Annotated in this window: 12 protein-coding genes; 7 read left to right on the forward strand and 5 right to left on the reverse strand. The window is 73.0% G+C overall.

Annotated elements, in window-relative coordinates:
- Window positions 1–154 precede the first annotated feature (154 nt).
- Both MQE23_RS35465 and MQE23_RS35470 read left to right on the forward strand, forming a co-directional pair.
- Window positions 155–724, forward strand: coding sequence for an XRE family transcriptional regulator (locus tag MQE23_RS35465; RefSeq protein WP_020270274.1), 570 nt, complete (start codon window positions 155–157; stop codon window positions 722–724).
- A complete protein-coding gene (locus MQE23_RS35470; protein WP_020270273.1) occupies window positions 721–1,440 on the forward strand; it encodes a helical backbone metal receptor in 720 nt (239 codons plus the stop codon). The genes MQE23_RS35465 and MQE23_RS35470 overlap by 4 nt, the downstream gene beginning before the upstream one ends.
- Here the strand turns inward: MQE23_RS35470 and MQE23_RS35475 are convergent.
- Window positions 1,352–2,512, reverse strand: coding sequence for a TDT family transporter (locus tag MQE23_RS35475; protein ID WP_243381268.1), 1,161 nt, complete (start codon window positions 2,510–2,512; stop codon window positions 1,352–1,354). The genes MQE23_RS35470 and MQE23_RS35475 overlap by 89 nt on opposite strands.
- A 71-nt stretch (window positions 2,513–2,583) precedes the next feature.
- Between MQE23_RS35475 and MQE23_RS35480 the strand changes: the two genes are divergently transcribed.
- Window positions 2,584–3,513 carry a LysR family transcriptional regulator gene (locus tag MQE23_RS35480; protein WP_020270271.1) on the forward strand — a complete coding sequence of 310 codons (930 nt, stop codon included), beginning with the start codon at window positions 2,584–2,586 and terminating at the stop codon, window positions 3,511–3,513.
- A 232-nt stretch (window positions 3,514–3,745) separates the two neighbouring features.
- Here the strand turns inward: MQE23_RS35480 and MQE23_RS35485 are convergent, their stop codons facing one another.
- The 3 genes from MQE23_RS35485 to MQE23_RS35495 all read right to left on the reverse strand — a co-directional run bounded on the left by MQE23_RS35485 (window position 3,746) and on the right by MQE23_RS35495 (window position 6,787).
- Window positions 3,746–4,435 (reverse strand): gamma-glutamyl-gamma-aminobutyrate hydrolase family protein, encoded by a 690-nt coding sequence (locus tag MQE23_RS35485; RefSeq protein ID WP_243381269.1) that lies wholly within the window; start codon window positions 4,433–4,435, stop codon window positions 3,746–3,748.
- Window positions 4,436–4,459: 24 nt separating this feature from the next.
- Complete coding sequence (gene eat / locus MQE23_RS35490) at window positions 4,460–5,905, reverse strand: ethanolamine permease (RefSeq protein WP_020270269.1); 1,446 nt, start codon at window positions 5,903–5,905, stop codon at window positions 4,460–4,462.
- 147 nt (window positions 5,906–6,052) lie between these two features.
- Window positions 6,053–6,787 carry an FCD domain-containing protein gene (locus tag MQE23_RS35495; protein WP_020270268.1) on the reverse strand — a complete coding sequence of 245 codons (735 nt, stop codon included), beginning with the start codon at window positions 6,785–6,787 and terminating at the stop codon, window positions 6,053–6,055.
- A gap of 84 nt (window positions 6,788–6,871) precedes the next feature.
- Between MQE23_RS35495 and MQE23_RS35500 the strand changes: the two genes are divergently transcribed.
- The 4 genes from MQE23_RS35500 to MQE23_RS35515 are packed head-to-tail and all read left to right on the forward strand — an operon-like array spanning window position 6,872 to window position 11,367.
- A complete protein-coding gene (locus tag MQE23_RS35500) occupies window positions 6,872–8,236 on the forward strand; it encodes a glutamine synthetase family protein (protein WP_020270267.1) in 1,365 nt (454 codons plus the stop codon).
- Between the two features lie 8 nt (window positions 8,237–8,244).
- Window positions 8,245–9,618 (forward strand): aldehyde dehydrogenase family protein, encoded by a 1,374-nt coding sequence (locus MQE23_RS35505; RefSeq protein WP_020270266.1) that lies wholly within the window; start codon window positions 8,245–8,247, stop codon window positions 9,616–9,618.
- A complete protein-coding gene (locus MQE23_RS35510) occupies window positions 9,615–10,400 on the forward strand; it encodes a 3-oxoacyl-ACP reductase (RefSeq protein ID WP_020270265.1) in 786 nt (261 codons plus the stop codon). Before MQE23_RS35505 ends, MQE23_RS35510 begins: the two co-directional genes overlap by 4 nt.
- A 49-nt stretch (window positions 10,401–10,449) precedes the next feature.
- Window positions 10,450–11,367: a DUF2510 domain-containing protein gene (locus tag MQE23_RS35515; RefSeq protein WP_243382870.1), complete on the forward strand. Its 918-nt coding sequence runs from the start codon at window positions 10,450–10,452 to the stop codon at window positions 11,365–11,367.
- Between the two features lie 20 nt (window positions 11,368–11,387).
- On the opposite strand, the gene MQE23_RS35520 is transcribed toward MQE23_RS35515, so the two are convergent.
- Entirely contained in the window at window positions 11,388–12,590 is a 1,203-nt protein-coding gene (locus MQE23_RS35520) for an amino acid deaminase/aldolase (protein WP_243381271.1), read from the reverse strand.
- Window positions 12,591–12,667: the final 77 nt, after the last annotated feature.

The following is a 12,667-nucleotide window of genomic DNA, read 5'->3' on the forward strand; positions in this document are numbered from 1 at the left end:
TGAGGTCTCACACCGCCCGGTATGACGTCGATGTGACCGGCGCATGCACCGGTTTGCCGAACATGCGTAGGGTGCAGACAACTCAACAGAAGCAGTGCGCCGGGACACCGACGTACCGGGAGCGGATCGACGGGCGAAGGAGGGAGCCGGAGCGATGGGCGACCACAAAGAGCAGCCCCTGCGGGTGGGCGCGGCCGTGCGTCGGCGGCGCCGCGCGCTGGAGCTCACCCTCGCCGTCGTGGCGGAGCGCAGCGGCCTGTCGGTCCCGTTCCTCAGCCAGGTCGAGAACGACCGGGCGCGGCCCAGCACGAGTTCCCTCGAGAAGGTCGCCGACGCCCTGCGCACCACGGCGGTCGAACTCCTCGCCGCGGCCGACCCGGCGTGCAGCGTGGACGTCGTGCGCGCCGACGACACCGAACCGCTGCCCCACCCCCGGACCCGGTCCCTGGTGCGCGGCCACCACCAGATGCACGCCTCCGAGTTCACCGGCGACCATGACGCCGGCCGTGAATTCCAGTACCGCAACGACCAGTTGATGTACGTCGCGGACGGCGCGGTGGAGATCGAGGCGGAGGGCCGCGCCTACCGGCTCGGCCGCGGCGACACGCTGTACCTCACCGGCGGTGTGCGGCACCGCTGGCGGGCTGCGGAGTCCGACACCCGGGTGATCGTCGTCGCCGTGGCCGAGCACATCGAGGCGGTCCGGGACCGGCCCCGCCGGTGAGGGTCGTCTCGCTGGTCCCGTCGCTGACCGAGGCCGTGGCCCGGTCCGCGCCCGGCGCCCTGGTCGGCGCCACCGACTGGTGCACGCATCCGCCCGGCCTCGACGTCGTACGCGTCGGCGGCACGAAGAACCCGAAGACCGACCGGATCGTCTCCCTCGCTCCCGACCTGGTGATCGCCAACGAGGAGGAGAACCGCGAGCCCGACCTCGCGGCCCTGCGCGCGGCGGGCGTCGAGGTCCTGGTCACGGAGATCCGCGACGTGCCGCAGGCCTTCCCGGAACTGGCCCGGGTCCTGGACGCCTGCGGGGTGGCGGCCCGCCCGCGCTGGCTGGACGAGGCGGAGGAGACCTGGTCGTCCCTGCCGCGCCCGGAGGTCCGGCTGACGGCGGTCGTGCCGATCTGGCGCCGTCCCTGGATGGTCCTGGGCCGCGACACCTTCGCGGGCGACGTCCTGGCCCGCCTGGGTGTCGACCACGTGTACGCGGCGCACCCCGACCGCTACCCGCGCGTCCCGCTGGAGGAACTCCGCGCCGCCGCACCGGACATGGTGGTCCTTCCCGACGAGCCCTACCGCTTCACCGCGGACGACGGCCCGGAGGCCTTCCCCGGCCTGCCCTGCGCGCTCGTCAGCGGACGGCACCTGACGTGGTACGGGCCGTCGCTGGCGGAGGCGCCACGGGTACTGGGCCGGGCCCTGCGAGCAGCTCGCCCCTGAGCAGCCCGCGCACGGTGCCCACGGCGGCGGTGCCCCACGCGGCGACCAGCACCGCGTACAGCGCGAGAGCCGGCCCCGCGTAGGCGACGAGCCCGGTGTGCCGGGCCAGTGCCTCGGCGCCCGTGACACAGGTGCCGACCGGGAAGGTGAACGACCACCAGGTCATCGAGAACCGCATCCCGTGCCGCCGGGCGCGCACCACATGGGCGGTGGCGAGGCAGAACCACAGCAGCGCGAACCCCATCACGGGCACGCCGTAGAGCACGGCGAGCACATCGAAGCCCTGGCTGTACGGCGCGGGTACGACCCCGGGGGCGGCGTCCCCGAACGCGCCGACGGCGGTCGTGGACTGCCCGAGCGGCCCGAGCACCAGGAACAGCGTCGGAGTGAGGGCGAGCGGCAGCGGCCCACCGGTGATCAGCCGCCCGAAGACCAGCGGCAGCATCACCAGGGTCGCCAGGAGGCTGAGCCCGAACAGGGCGACGCAGACGAGGAGCAGCGTCTCCCGTGGCTGACCGGGAGGCAGCTGGTGCACCAGCGGCGGCCCGACGGCGGCGGACACCATGGGCGCGACCAGCGGCAGCAGCCAGACGGGCGTGGCCTGTCCCGGCTCGACACGGTGCCGTACGGCCATCAGATACGGCACCGCGACGGCGGCGGCCAGCCCGAGAGCCGTACCGGCGCTGAACAGCACCGCGTCGAGCGCCACGGCCGCCCGCAGGCCGATCCAGTCCCGGCCGACGGTGAGGGCACCGCCCCCGACGGCCAGCAGGGCCATGGCGAGGCAGCCGTAGAAGGGGGCCGTCGCCGGGTCGAGGAGGTGGGCGCGGGCCTGGTCCCGGTGGCGGGCCCAGTGCGCGGCCCGGGCGCAGAGCAGGGTGACGAGCAGGACCAGGGAGAGGGCCCAGACACCGGCCAGCGCGCCGCGCAGCCCGGGGACGTGCGGTGACAGGGCGGTCCCGGCGGTGGCGACGACGGCGGTGCCCATGACGGTGGCGTACCAGTTGGGTCCGAGGTGACGGACGGAGAGGGCGCACGGAAGGGGCTGGGCCGGCTGGGCTGCGGTGACCATGACTCCCACGGTCGGGCCGTGGGCACCCCGCCGCCAGGGAGCATGTCTCTATGGCGACATAAGCTGGGTTTATGAGCAGGACGGAAGAGCAGGGCGAGATCCCGGCCGGCGGGTCTCTCGCACACCGGGTGCCGGATCTGGGCGGCCTGGAGCTGCTGTTGGCGGTGGCGCGGCTCGGCAGCCTCGGCGGGGCGGCGCGGGAACTCGGCATCACCCAGCCCGCGGCCAGCAGCCGGATCCGGTCGATGGAGCGGCAGCTCGGCGTGGCGCTGGTCGACCGCTCACCGCGCGGGTCCCGGCTCACGGACGCCGGTGCGCTGGTGACGGACTGGGCGCGGCGGATCGTGGAGGCGGCGGAGGCGTTCGACGTGGGGGCGCAGGCGCTGCGCGACCGGCGCGACTCCCGGTTGCGGGTGGCGGCGAGCATGACGATCGCCGAGTATCTGCTGCCCGGCTGGCTGCTCGCGCTGCGTGCCCAGCGGCCCGACACGGCGGTGTCCCTGCATGCCGGGAACTCGACGGTGGTCGCGGAGCGGCTGCTGGCGGACGAGGCGGACCTGGGGTTCGTCGAGGGGCTGACGGTCCCGACGGGGCTGGACTCGGTGGTCATCGCCCATGACCGGCTGATAGTGGTCACGGCTCCTGCCCATCCGTGGTCCCGGCGGCGGCGTTCCCTGGCCGCGGAGGAACTCGCGTCGACCCCGCTGATCCTGCGTGAGAAGGGCTCCGGTACGCGTCAGGTCCTGGACGCGGCGCTGGGTGGGCTGGCACGGCCGCTGATCGAGCTGTCGTCCACGACGGCCGTCAAGGCGGCGGCGGTGAGCGGGGCGGGGCCGGCGGTGCTGAGCGAACTGGCGGTGGGGGAGGAGCTGGCGATGCGGCGGCTGGTGCGGGTGCCGGTGGAGGGGGTCGCGCTGGCGCGGGACCTCCGGGCGGTGTGGCCGACGGGCCATCGCCCTACCGGTCCGGCCCGGGATCTGCTGTCGCTGACGCGGGGGTAGTTTCCTCGCCCCCGCCGCCCCTACCCGTCCCATCCCCAGGGGCTCCGCCCTTTCGACCCCGCCAGGGGGCTGCGCCCCCTGGACTCCCATCGGCCTGAACGGCCTCGTCCTCAAACGCCGGACGGGCTGGGGGGCTGGGGGCCCGGCCTCCTGGCCGACCGATTCGGGTGGTGGGTGGGCACAGGCCGGGGGTCCAGGGGGCGGAGCCCCCTGGGACCTTGCGTTCACCGGCTCAGGTCACCATCGCCGCCTCCACCAACGCCCGCATCACCCGGACGTCCTCGCCCATCTCCGGATGCCACTGCACTCCAAGCACCCAGCCCTCCCCGGACGGCAGTTCCAGGGCCTCCACCGTGCCGTCCTCCGCGTAGGCCGACGGCATGAGTCCCTCGCCCAGGCGGTCCACGGCCTGGTGGTGGTACGAGGGCACCGACGTCTCCTCGGGCACGACACCCGCGTACAGACTCCCCGGCACCGGCTTGACGGCATGGTTGCCGAAGACGCCCACGACCTCCGCGTGCCCGTCGAGGTGCTGCACCAGCGTCCCGCCCAGGGCGACGTTCAGCAGTTGCATGCCCCGGCAGATGCCGAGCAGCGGGACGCGCGCCGTGAGGGCCGCGTCGATCAGGGCCAGCTCCCAGGCGTCCCGCTCCCGCGCCGGCGGCCCGGTGCGGGGGTGCGGCTCGGCGCCGTACCGTACGGGCTCCACGTCCGGGCCGCCCGCGATGACCAGCCCGTCCAGCCGGGCCACGGCCGCGGCCGCGTGCGCGGGGTCGTCCGGAGGGAGCATCGCGGCCAGACCGCCCGCCCGCTGCACGAGCCGGGGATAGCCGACCGGCAGCAGCGCGGCCTCCAGTTCCCACACCCCCCAGCGCGCACCCGCCTCCAGATACGTGCTGACCCCGATCAACGGCCTGGCCACAGAAACTCCCTCACACTCGATGTCTCAGTCCCGTGTCAACTCTGCCTCGGCCGCGGCCAGCGCCGCGAACTCCTCCTCCGGCGCCTTCGCCACCAGCCGCTTCCGGCTGTACAGGCCGAAGTACGCGAGGGCCACGACGTACACCGCCAGCGCGATCAACGCCGCCGTCACATCCACCAGGAACGTCGCCACCAGCGCCGCACAGGCCAGCACCAGGGCGACGGAGGAGGTCAGCACCCCTCCCGGCGTGCGGTACGGCCGCGGCAGCTCCGGCTCGCGGCGGCGCAGCACGATGTGCGACAGGGACATCAGGGCGTAGGAGATGGTCGCGCCGAAGACCGCGATGTTCAGCATCCGGGCGCCGTTCCCGGACACCGCCGCCAGCAGGAAGCCGATCGTGCCGGGCACCAGCAGGCCCAGGTAGGGCGCCTTGCGGCGGCTGGTGAGGGACAGGAAGCGGGGCAGGTAACCCGCGCGGGACAGGGCGAACAGCTGGCGCGAGCCCGCGTAGATCAGGGAGAAGAACGACGCCACCAGGCCGGCCAGGCCCGCGTAGTTCACGATCCGGCTCAGGGTCGTCGCCCTGCCGTCCGGCTGGAGCGCCTCGACGAGCGGGTTGCCCGCCTCCTGGATCGCCGCGGAGCCGCGTGTCCCTGCCGCCGCGAAGAAGGTCACCACCGCCAGTACCACCAGGATGCCCATCGACCAGCGGATCGCCTTCGGCAGCGTACGGGCCGGGTCCCGCGTCTCCTCGGCGGCCAGCGGCACGCCCTCGACGCCCAGGAAGAACCACATGCCGAACGGGAACGCCGCCCAGATGCCGAGCAGACCGAACGGGAGCCAGGAGCTCGACCCCGCGGCGGAGGAGTCGACCGGGATGTCGTCCAGCGAGGCGAACGAGAAGTCGGGCAGCGCCGCCAGCGCGAACACGATCAGGGCGGCCACCGCGATGCCGGTGACGACGAAGCTGAAGCGCAGCGCCTCGCCGACACCCCAGAGGTGGATGCCGAGGAAGATCGCGAAACAGACCAGGTACATCGGCCAGCCGGACTCCAGGCCGAACAGCCCCAGCGACTCGACGTAGTCGCCGATGAAGATGACGATGGCGGCGGGCGCGAGGACGTACTCGATGAGGATCGCCGTACCGGTCAGGAAGCCGCCCCACGGGCCGAGCGCCCGGCGGGCGAAGCCGTAGCCGCCGCCCGCCGTCGGCAGGATCGAGGACAGCTCGGCGAGGGCGAAGACCATGCACGCGTACATCGCGCCCATGAGCACCATGGCGATCGCGAGGCCGCCGAAGCCGCCCTCGGCCAGGCCGAAGTTCCAGCCCGAGTAGTCACCGGAGACGACGTAGGCGACGCCGAGGCCGGTCAGCAGCACCCAGCCGGCGCTGCCGCGGCGCAGTGCCCTGCGTTCCAGATAGTCGTCCGCCTGCGCGGCGGCGGGTGGGCTGGTGGATTCCTGGGACATGGGCAGACTCCCCACGGGAGGCGGACACGGGGTCGAGAGGGCTCGACTCAATGGAATGGATCCATACCTTTGCCGTGCCGCCACAGGAAGGCAATACCCCTGCGTTAATCGCCAGTAAATCCTCGCAACGCCGGGACCCGTCCCGGCTCAGCCGAGGAAGCCGCGCAGCAGCGCCGCCGTCCCCGCGCAGTGCTCGCGCGTGATCTCCCGCGCCTGGTCCGCATCGCCCTCGATCACGGCCTCCACCAGGGCCGTGTGCTGCCGCTGCGAGTGCTCGAGGTTGCGCACGAGCAGCGGGATGCAGTCGAGCAGCTCGTTCACGGTCGCGCGGACGGCCGCGTACTGGGCGGTGAGCGTGGGGGAGCCGGACAGCTCGGCGAGCGTGAGGTGCAGCAGCGTGTCCAGGCGGCGGTAGTCGGCGAGCGGGGCGTCGTGCGTGCGCGCCAGGGCCTCCCGGAGCCGCTGCGCCTGCTTGTCGTCCAGCCCGTGCGCCGCGCACAGCCCCGCCGCGCCGACCTCCAGCACCTCCCGGAACCGCAGCACGTCCTCTATGTCGACCTCGGCGATCCGGCGCCGCAGCTCGTCCTCGCCGCCCGCGTCGTGACGCGGCAGCACGAACGTGCCGCCGTACCGGCCCCGCCGTGACTCCACCAGCCCCTGGTCCTGGAGCACCTTCAGCACCTCGCGCAGCGTCACCCGGCTGATCCCCAGCCGCTCCGCCAGCTCCCGCTCGGCCGGCAGCCGCTCGCCCCCCGGCACGAGGCCTAGCCGCACGACCTGGAGGATCTGCTCCAGCGCCTCCTCGAAGCCGTTGCCCGCGCGCACCGGCCGCAGCACCGGCGTCAGCCCGTCCCGCGTCTCGCCGCCAGCTTCCTCCGGCATGTGGCCGTACCCCCTTCCCAAGCAATGGTTCTCCGCAATACCTTATGGGCTCCGGCGGACCCAAGGAGCCAAGGAGGCCCTCCCGTGGCAGACCGCACACCCCCGCTGAGCGTCGAGGAACTGCACGCCCTCGTCGCCGGCGGTGAGATCGACACTGTCGTCCTGGCCTTCCCCGACATGCAAGGGCGGCTCCAGGGCAAGCGGTTCGCCGCGCGCTTCTTCCTCGACGAGGTCCTCCAGCACGGCACGGAGGGCTGCAACTACCTGCTCGCCGTCGACACCGAGATGAACACCGTCGACGGCTACGCCATGTCCTCCTGGGACCGCGGCTACGGCGACTTCGCCATGCACCCGGACCTGAGCACCCTGCGCCGCGTCCCCTGGAACGAGGGCACGGCCATGCTCCATGCCGACCTCGCCTGGAACGACGGCTCGCCCGTGGTCGCAGCGCCCCGCCAGATCCTGCGCCGCCAGCTGGAGCGCCTCGCCGAACTCGGCTACACCGCCCAGGTCGGCACCGAGCTGGAGTTCATCGTCTTCAAGGACACCTACGAACAGGCCTGGGACGCGAACTACAGAGGCCTGACCCCGGCCAACCAGTACAACATCGATTACTCGGTCCTCGGTACCGGCCGCATCGAGCCCCTGCTGCGCCGCATCCGCAACGAGATGGCGGCCGCCGGCCTCACCGTGGAGTCCGCCAAGGGCGAGTGCAACCCGGGCCAGCACGAGATCGCCTTCCGCTACGACGAGGCCCTGGTCACCTGCGACCAGCACGCCGTCTACAAGACCGGCGCCAAGGAGATCGCCGCCCAGGAGGGCATGTCGATCACCTTCATGGCCAAGTACAACGAGCGCGAGGGCAACTCCTGCCACATCCACCTCTCGCTCGCGGACGCGGACGGCACCAACGCCATGGCAGGCGACGGCGAGGACGGCATGTCGGACGTCATGCGCCACTTCCTCGCCGGCCAGCTCGCCGCCCTGCGTGACTTCTCCCTCCTCTACGCCCCCAACATCAACTCCTACAAGCGGTTCCAGCCCGGCTCCTTCGCCCCGACCGCCGTCGCCTGGGGCCATGACAACCGCACCTGTGCACTGCGCGTGGTCGGCCACGGCCGCTCGATGCGCTTCGAGAACCGGCTGCCCGGCGGCGACGTCAACCCCTACCTCGCCGTGGCCGGACTGGTCGCGGCCGGACTGCACGGCATCGAGCACAAGCTGGAACTGCCCGAGCCCTGCCCCGGCAACGCCTACGCCGCCGACTTCGCCCACGTCCCCACCACCCTGCGCGAGGCCGCCGAGCTCTGGGAGCACAGCCCCATCGCCCGGGCCGCCTTCGGGGACGAGGTGGTCGCGCACTACCGCAACATGGCGCGCGTCGAACTGGACGCCTTCGACGCCGCGGTGACCGACTGGGAGCTGCGCCGCTCCTTCGAACGCATGTGAGGTCCTTCTTGTCTTCCGAGCACCTTCTGGAAGTACTGAACCCCGCGACCGAGGAGGTCGTCGCCGCCGTCGCCGGGGCGAGTCCGGCCGACGTCGACGCGGCCGTCACCCACGCCGCCAGGGCACAGCGCATCTGGGCCGCCCTCGCGCCCGGGGACCGCGCCCGGCTGCTGCGCCGCTTCGCGGCCACCGTCGACGAACACCTGGAAGAACTGGCCCGCCTGGAGGTGCGGGAGGCCGGCCACACCATCGGCAACGCCCGCTGGGAGGCGGGCAACGTCCGGGACCTGCTGGACTACGCGGCCGGGGGAGTGGAGCGGCTCACCGGCCGGCAGATCCCGGTGCCCGGCGGCCTCGACGTCACGATCCTCGAACCGCTCGGCGTCGTCGGCGTGATCGCGCCCTGGAACTTCCCCATGCCGATCGCCGCCTGGGGCACGGCCCCCGCCCTCGCGGCCGGGAACGCGGTCCTCCTCAAGCCCGCCGAGACCACTCCGCTCACCGCGCTGCGCCTGGCCGAACTCGCCCTGGAGGCGGGCCTCCCCGAGCATCTCTTCCAGGTCCTGCCCGGACGCGGCGACATCACGGGCGACGCCCTCGTCCGGCACCCCGGCGTCGCCAAGATCGTCTTCACCGGCTCCACCCGCACCGGCACGCGCGTCGCCGCACTCGCCGCCGAGCAGGTCAAGCCGGTCACCCTCGAACTCGGCGGCAAGAGCCCCAACATCGTCTTCGCCGACTCCGATCTGAAGACCGCCGTCGACCCCTTCTCCTTCCTGGACAACTCCGGCCAGGACTGCTGCGCCCGCACCCGCATCCTGGTCCAGGAGACGGTGTACGACGAGGTCCGCGAGCTGCTCGCCGAGACGCTTGCCGCCGTGGTGGTGGGCGACCCGGCCGACGAGAAGACCCAGATGGGCCCGCTGATCTCCCGGCAGCAACTCGACCGCGTCCGCGGCTTCGTACCCGACGACGCCCCCGCCTTGCGTGGCAGCGCGCCCGAGGGCCCCGGCTTCTGGTTCCCACCGACCGTGCTCACCGGGGAGCGGCCCGACTCGGCGGCGGCCTGCGAGGAGATCTTCGGCCCGGTCGCCGTCCTGCTGCCCTTCACCGACGAGGCCGACGCGATCCGGCTCGCCAACGACACCCCGTACGGCCTCTCCGGCTCCATCTGGACCCGGGACGTCGGCCGTGCCCTGCGCGTCTCCCAGGCCGTCCGCGCCGGCAATCTGTCCGTCAACTCCCACGCCAGCGTCCGCTACTGGACCCCGTTCGGCGGCTACAAGCAGTCGGGCGTCGGCCGCGAGCTCGGCCCCGAGGCGCTGGCCGCCTTCACCGAAACCAAGAACGTCTTCATCAGTACGGAGGGCCCCGCACAGTGACCGCTCAGGAAAGCATCTGCCGCCGGCTGGCCGGCCGTACCGCCGTCGTCACCGGAGCCGGCAGCGGCATCGGCCTCGCCGCCGCCCGCCGTCTCGCCTCCGAGGGCGCGCACGTCGTCTGCGGCGACGTCGACGAGGTCCGCGGCAAGGCCGCCGCCGAGGAGACCGGCGGCATCTTCGTGAAGGTGGACGTCACCGACCCCGAGCAGGTCGAGGCCCTCTTCAAGACCGCCCACGACACCTACGGCAGCGTCGACATCGCCTTCAACAACGCCGGCATCTCCCCGCCCGACGACGACTCCATCCTGGAGACCGGCCTGGAGGCCTGGAAGCGCGTCCAGGAGGTCAACCTCACCTCCGTCTACCTCTGCTGCAAGGCCGCGATCCCCTACATGCAGCGCCAGGGCAAGGGTTCGATCATCAACACGGCGTCCTTCGTGGCCAGGATGGGCGCCGCCACCAGCCAGATCTCGTACACGGCGTCCAAGGGCGGCGTCCTCGCCATGTCCCGTGAGCTGGGCGTGCAGTTCGCCCGGGAGGGCATCCGGGTCAACGCCCTGTGCCCCGGCCCGGTCAACACCCCGCTGCTCCAGGAGCTGTTCGCCAAGGACCCGGAGCGCGCCGCGCGCCGCCTGGTGCACATCCCGCTGGGCCGGTTCGCCGAGGCCGAGGAGATCGCCGCCGCCGTGGCCTTCCTCGCCAGCGACGACTCCTCCTTCGTGAACGCCACCGACTTCCTGGTCGACGGCGGGATCGCGGGGGCGTACGTCACACCCCTGTAGGAGCCGTGCCCGGACGGCCGGGCTCTCGCTCTACAGTGCCGGGATGAGCATGACGCCACCGCCCGGCTGGTATCCCGACCCGCACGGCCCTCATCTGGAACGCTGGTGGGACGGCACGGCCTGGACCGAGCACCGCCGCGCGCCCGAGGCCCCGAAGGGGCCGGTGCCCCCGCCCCCGGGCGGCGGCACCGGGCGCGCGAAGGCCGTCGCCCTCATCGCCGCCGGAGCCGTCCTCGTCGCGGCGATCGTCACCGGAGCCCTCGTCCTGGGCGACGACGGTGACGGCGCGGAGACGCGAACGGCCCCGACATCCGCGCCCCCGGCCCCGAACGGACCGTCGGCGACGACTCCCGAGGCGTCCCCGTCCCCGTCCACGTCCGAGCCGTCCGCCGACGACCCGGCCGTCGTCGAGGACCAGCTCAACGGCGTCACCTTCCCGCTGCTCGACGGCTGGGTCCGGCCGCAGTACGTGGCCCAGGACGACGTCGTCATGACGACCGACGGCACCTACGACTGCCCCGGCGGCGTCGGCCTCTGCCGCCACGGCCTCGTCTTCTCCCGCACGGTGACCGAGAACGACGAGAAGTCCCCCGAGGCCCTCGCCAAGGCGGACATCAAGAACGCGGCCGACGAGGCCTACGACCGCGACACGCTCGGCCGCGAGCTCTACGGGGGCATCGAGTCGCACCAGCAGGTCGAGTCGGGGCCGGTCGCGGTGGCGGGCCGCGCCGGGTACCTCGTGCGCTGGCGCGTGCGGACCGCGAAGGGGCCGGGCGGCTACGTCCAGTCGCTCGTCTTCCCGTCCAGCGTCGGCACCGAGTCGCCCGTCCTCGTCCGCTACGTCTTCGACGCGGGCGAGGACGGACCACCGCTCGCCGACATGGACCGCATCACCAAGGGCATCCGGCCGTTCGGCGACGCGGACACCGGCGGCGGCGTGGGCAGCAGCATCGGCCCGCCGGACTGAACGGCACCGACAGCGGGCCGCTACAGGAAGGTGTGTCCCTCGCCGCGGTAGGTCGGCACGGTCGCCGTCACGGTGTCCCCCTCGACCAGGTGCAGCACGTCGAACCGCTCGCACAGCTCACCGGCCTTCGCGTGCCGGAACCACACCTTGTCACCGATCAGCAGGTCGTCGGCGGGCGAGCCGAGCAGCGGCGTCTGCACCTCACCGGCCCCCTCCTGAGGGTCGTAGCGCAGCCCCTCCGGCAGATACGGCACGGGCAGCCGGTCGGGCCCGGCCGCGCCGGAGGCGGGGTACCCGCCACCGAGGACCGTCACGACCCCGACGCCCGGCCGCCGTACCACGGGCTGGGCGAAGAGGGCCGCCGGACGCCCGCTGAACGACGTGTAGTTGTCGAACAGCCGCGGCACGTACAGCCCCGACCCGGCGCCGATCTCGGTCACCGCGTCCTCGGCCGCCGTGTGCTGCACCGAGCCGGTGCCGCCGCCGTTGACGAACTCCAGACCCGGCACGACGGCCCGCACCGCACGCACCACCTCCGCACGCCGTTCGGCGAGTTCACGCCTGGCGGCGGCCTGCATCAGCCGGACGGCACGGGACCGCAGCGGCCGCCCCGCCACCGCGTCCCCGACACCGGCGACGTGCCCCTCGTACGCCATGATCCCGACGACCTCGAAGCCCGGCCGGCGGGCCACGGCCCGGGCCACGTCGGCGACCTGGGCGGGGGAGTGCAGCGGCGAACGCCGGGCCCCGACCCGCACCCGCCCGCCGAGCAGCTTCAGGGAGGTGTCCAACTCCAGGCAGACGCGCACGACTTCACGACCGCCACCCCGCGAGGCGTCGATGAGATCGAGCTGGGCGACGTCGTCGACCATCACCGTCACGGCGGCGGCGAGCTTGGGATCACCGGCGAGTTCGGCGTACGCGGCCCGGTCCGCGGACGGGTAGGCGAGCAGCACGTCGTCGAACCCCGAGCGCGCCAGCCACAGCGACTCGGCAAGGGTGAACGACATGATCCCCGCGAAACCGTCCCGGGCCAGGACGCGTTCCAGCAGCGCCCGGCATCGCACCGACTTGCTGGCGACCCGTACGGGCTTGCCCCCGGCGCGACGGGCCAGATCGGCGGCGTTGGCGTCGAAGGCGTCCAGGTCCACGATCGCGAGGGGGGCGTCGAGATGGGCGGTGGCCCGGTCGTAACGGGCCCGGTCGGAGGCGCGCGCAGTCATGAACGCAGCCTGCCAGACAGGATTACCGCAGGGTAGGGGGACGTTCCGGGCAGATGCCCCGGGCTCGTGGACCGGTT

It is taken from the genome of Streptomyces sp. HP-A2021 (genome assembly GCF_022807935.1).
GTDB classification, from domain to species: domain Bacteria; phylum Actinomycetota; class Actinomycetes; order Streptomycetales; family Streptomycetaceae; genus Streptomyces; species Streptomyces afghaniensis.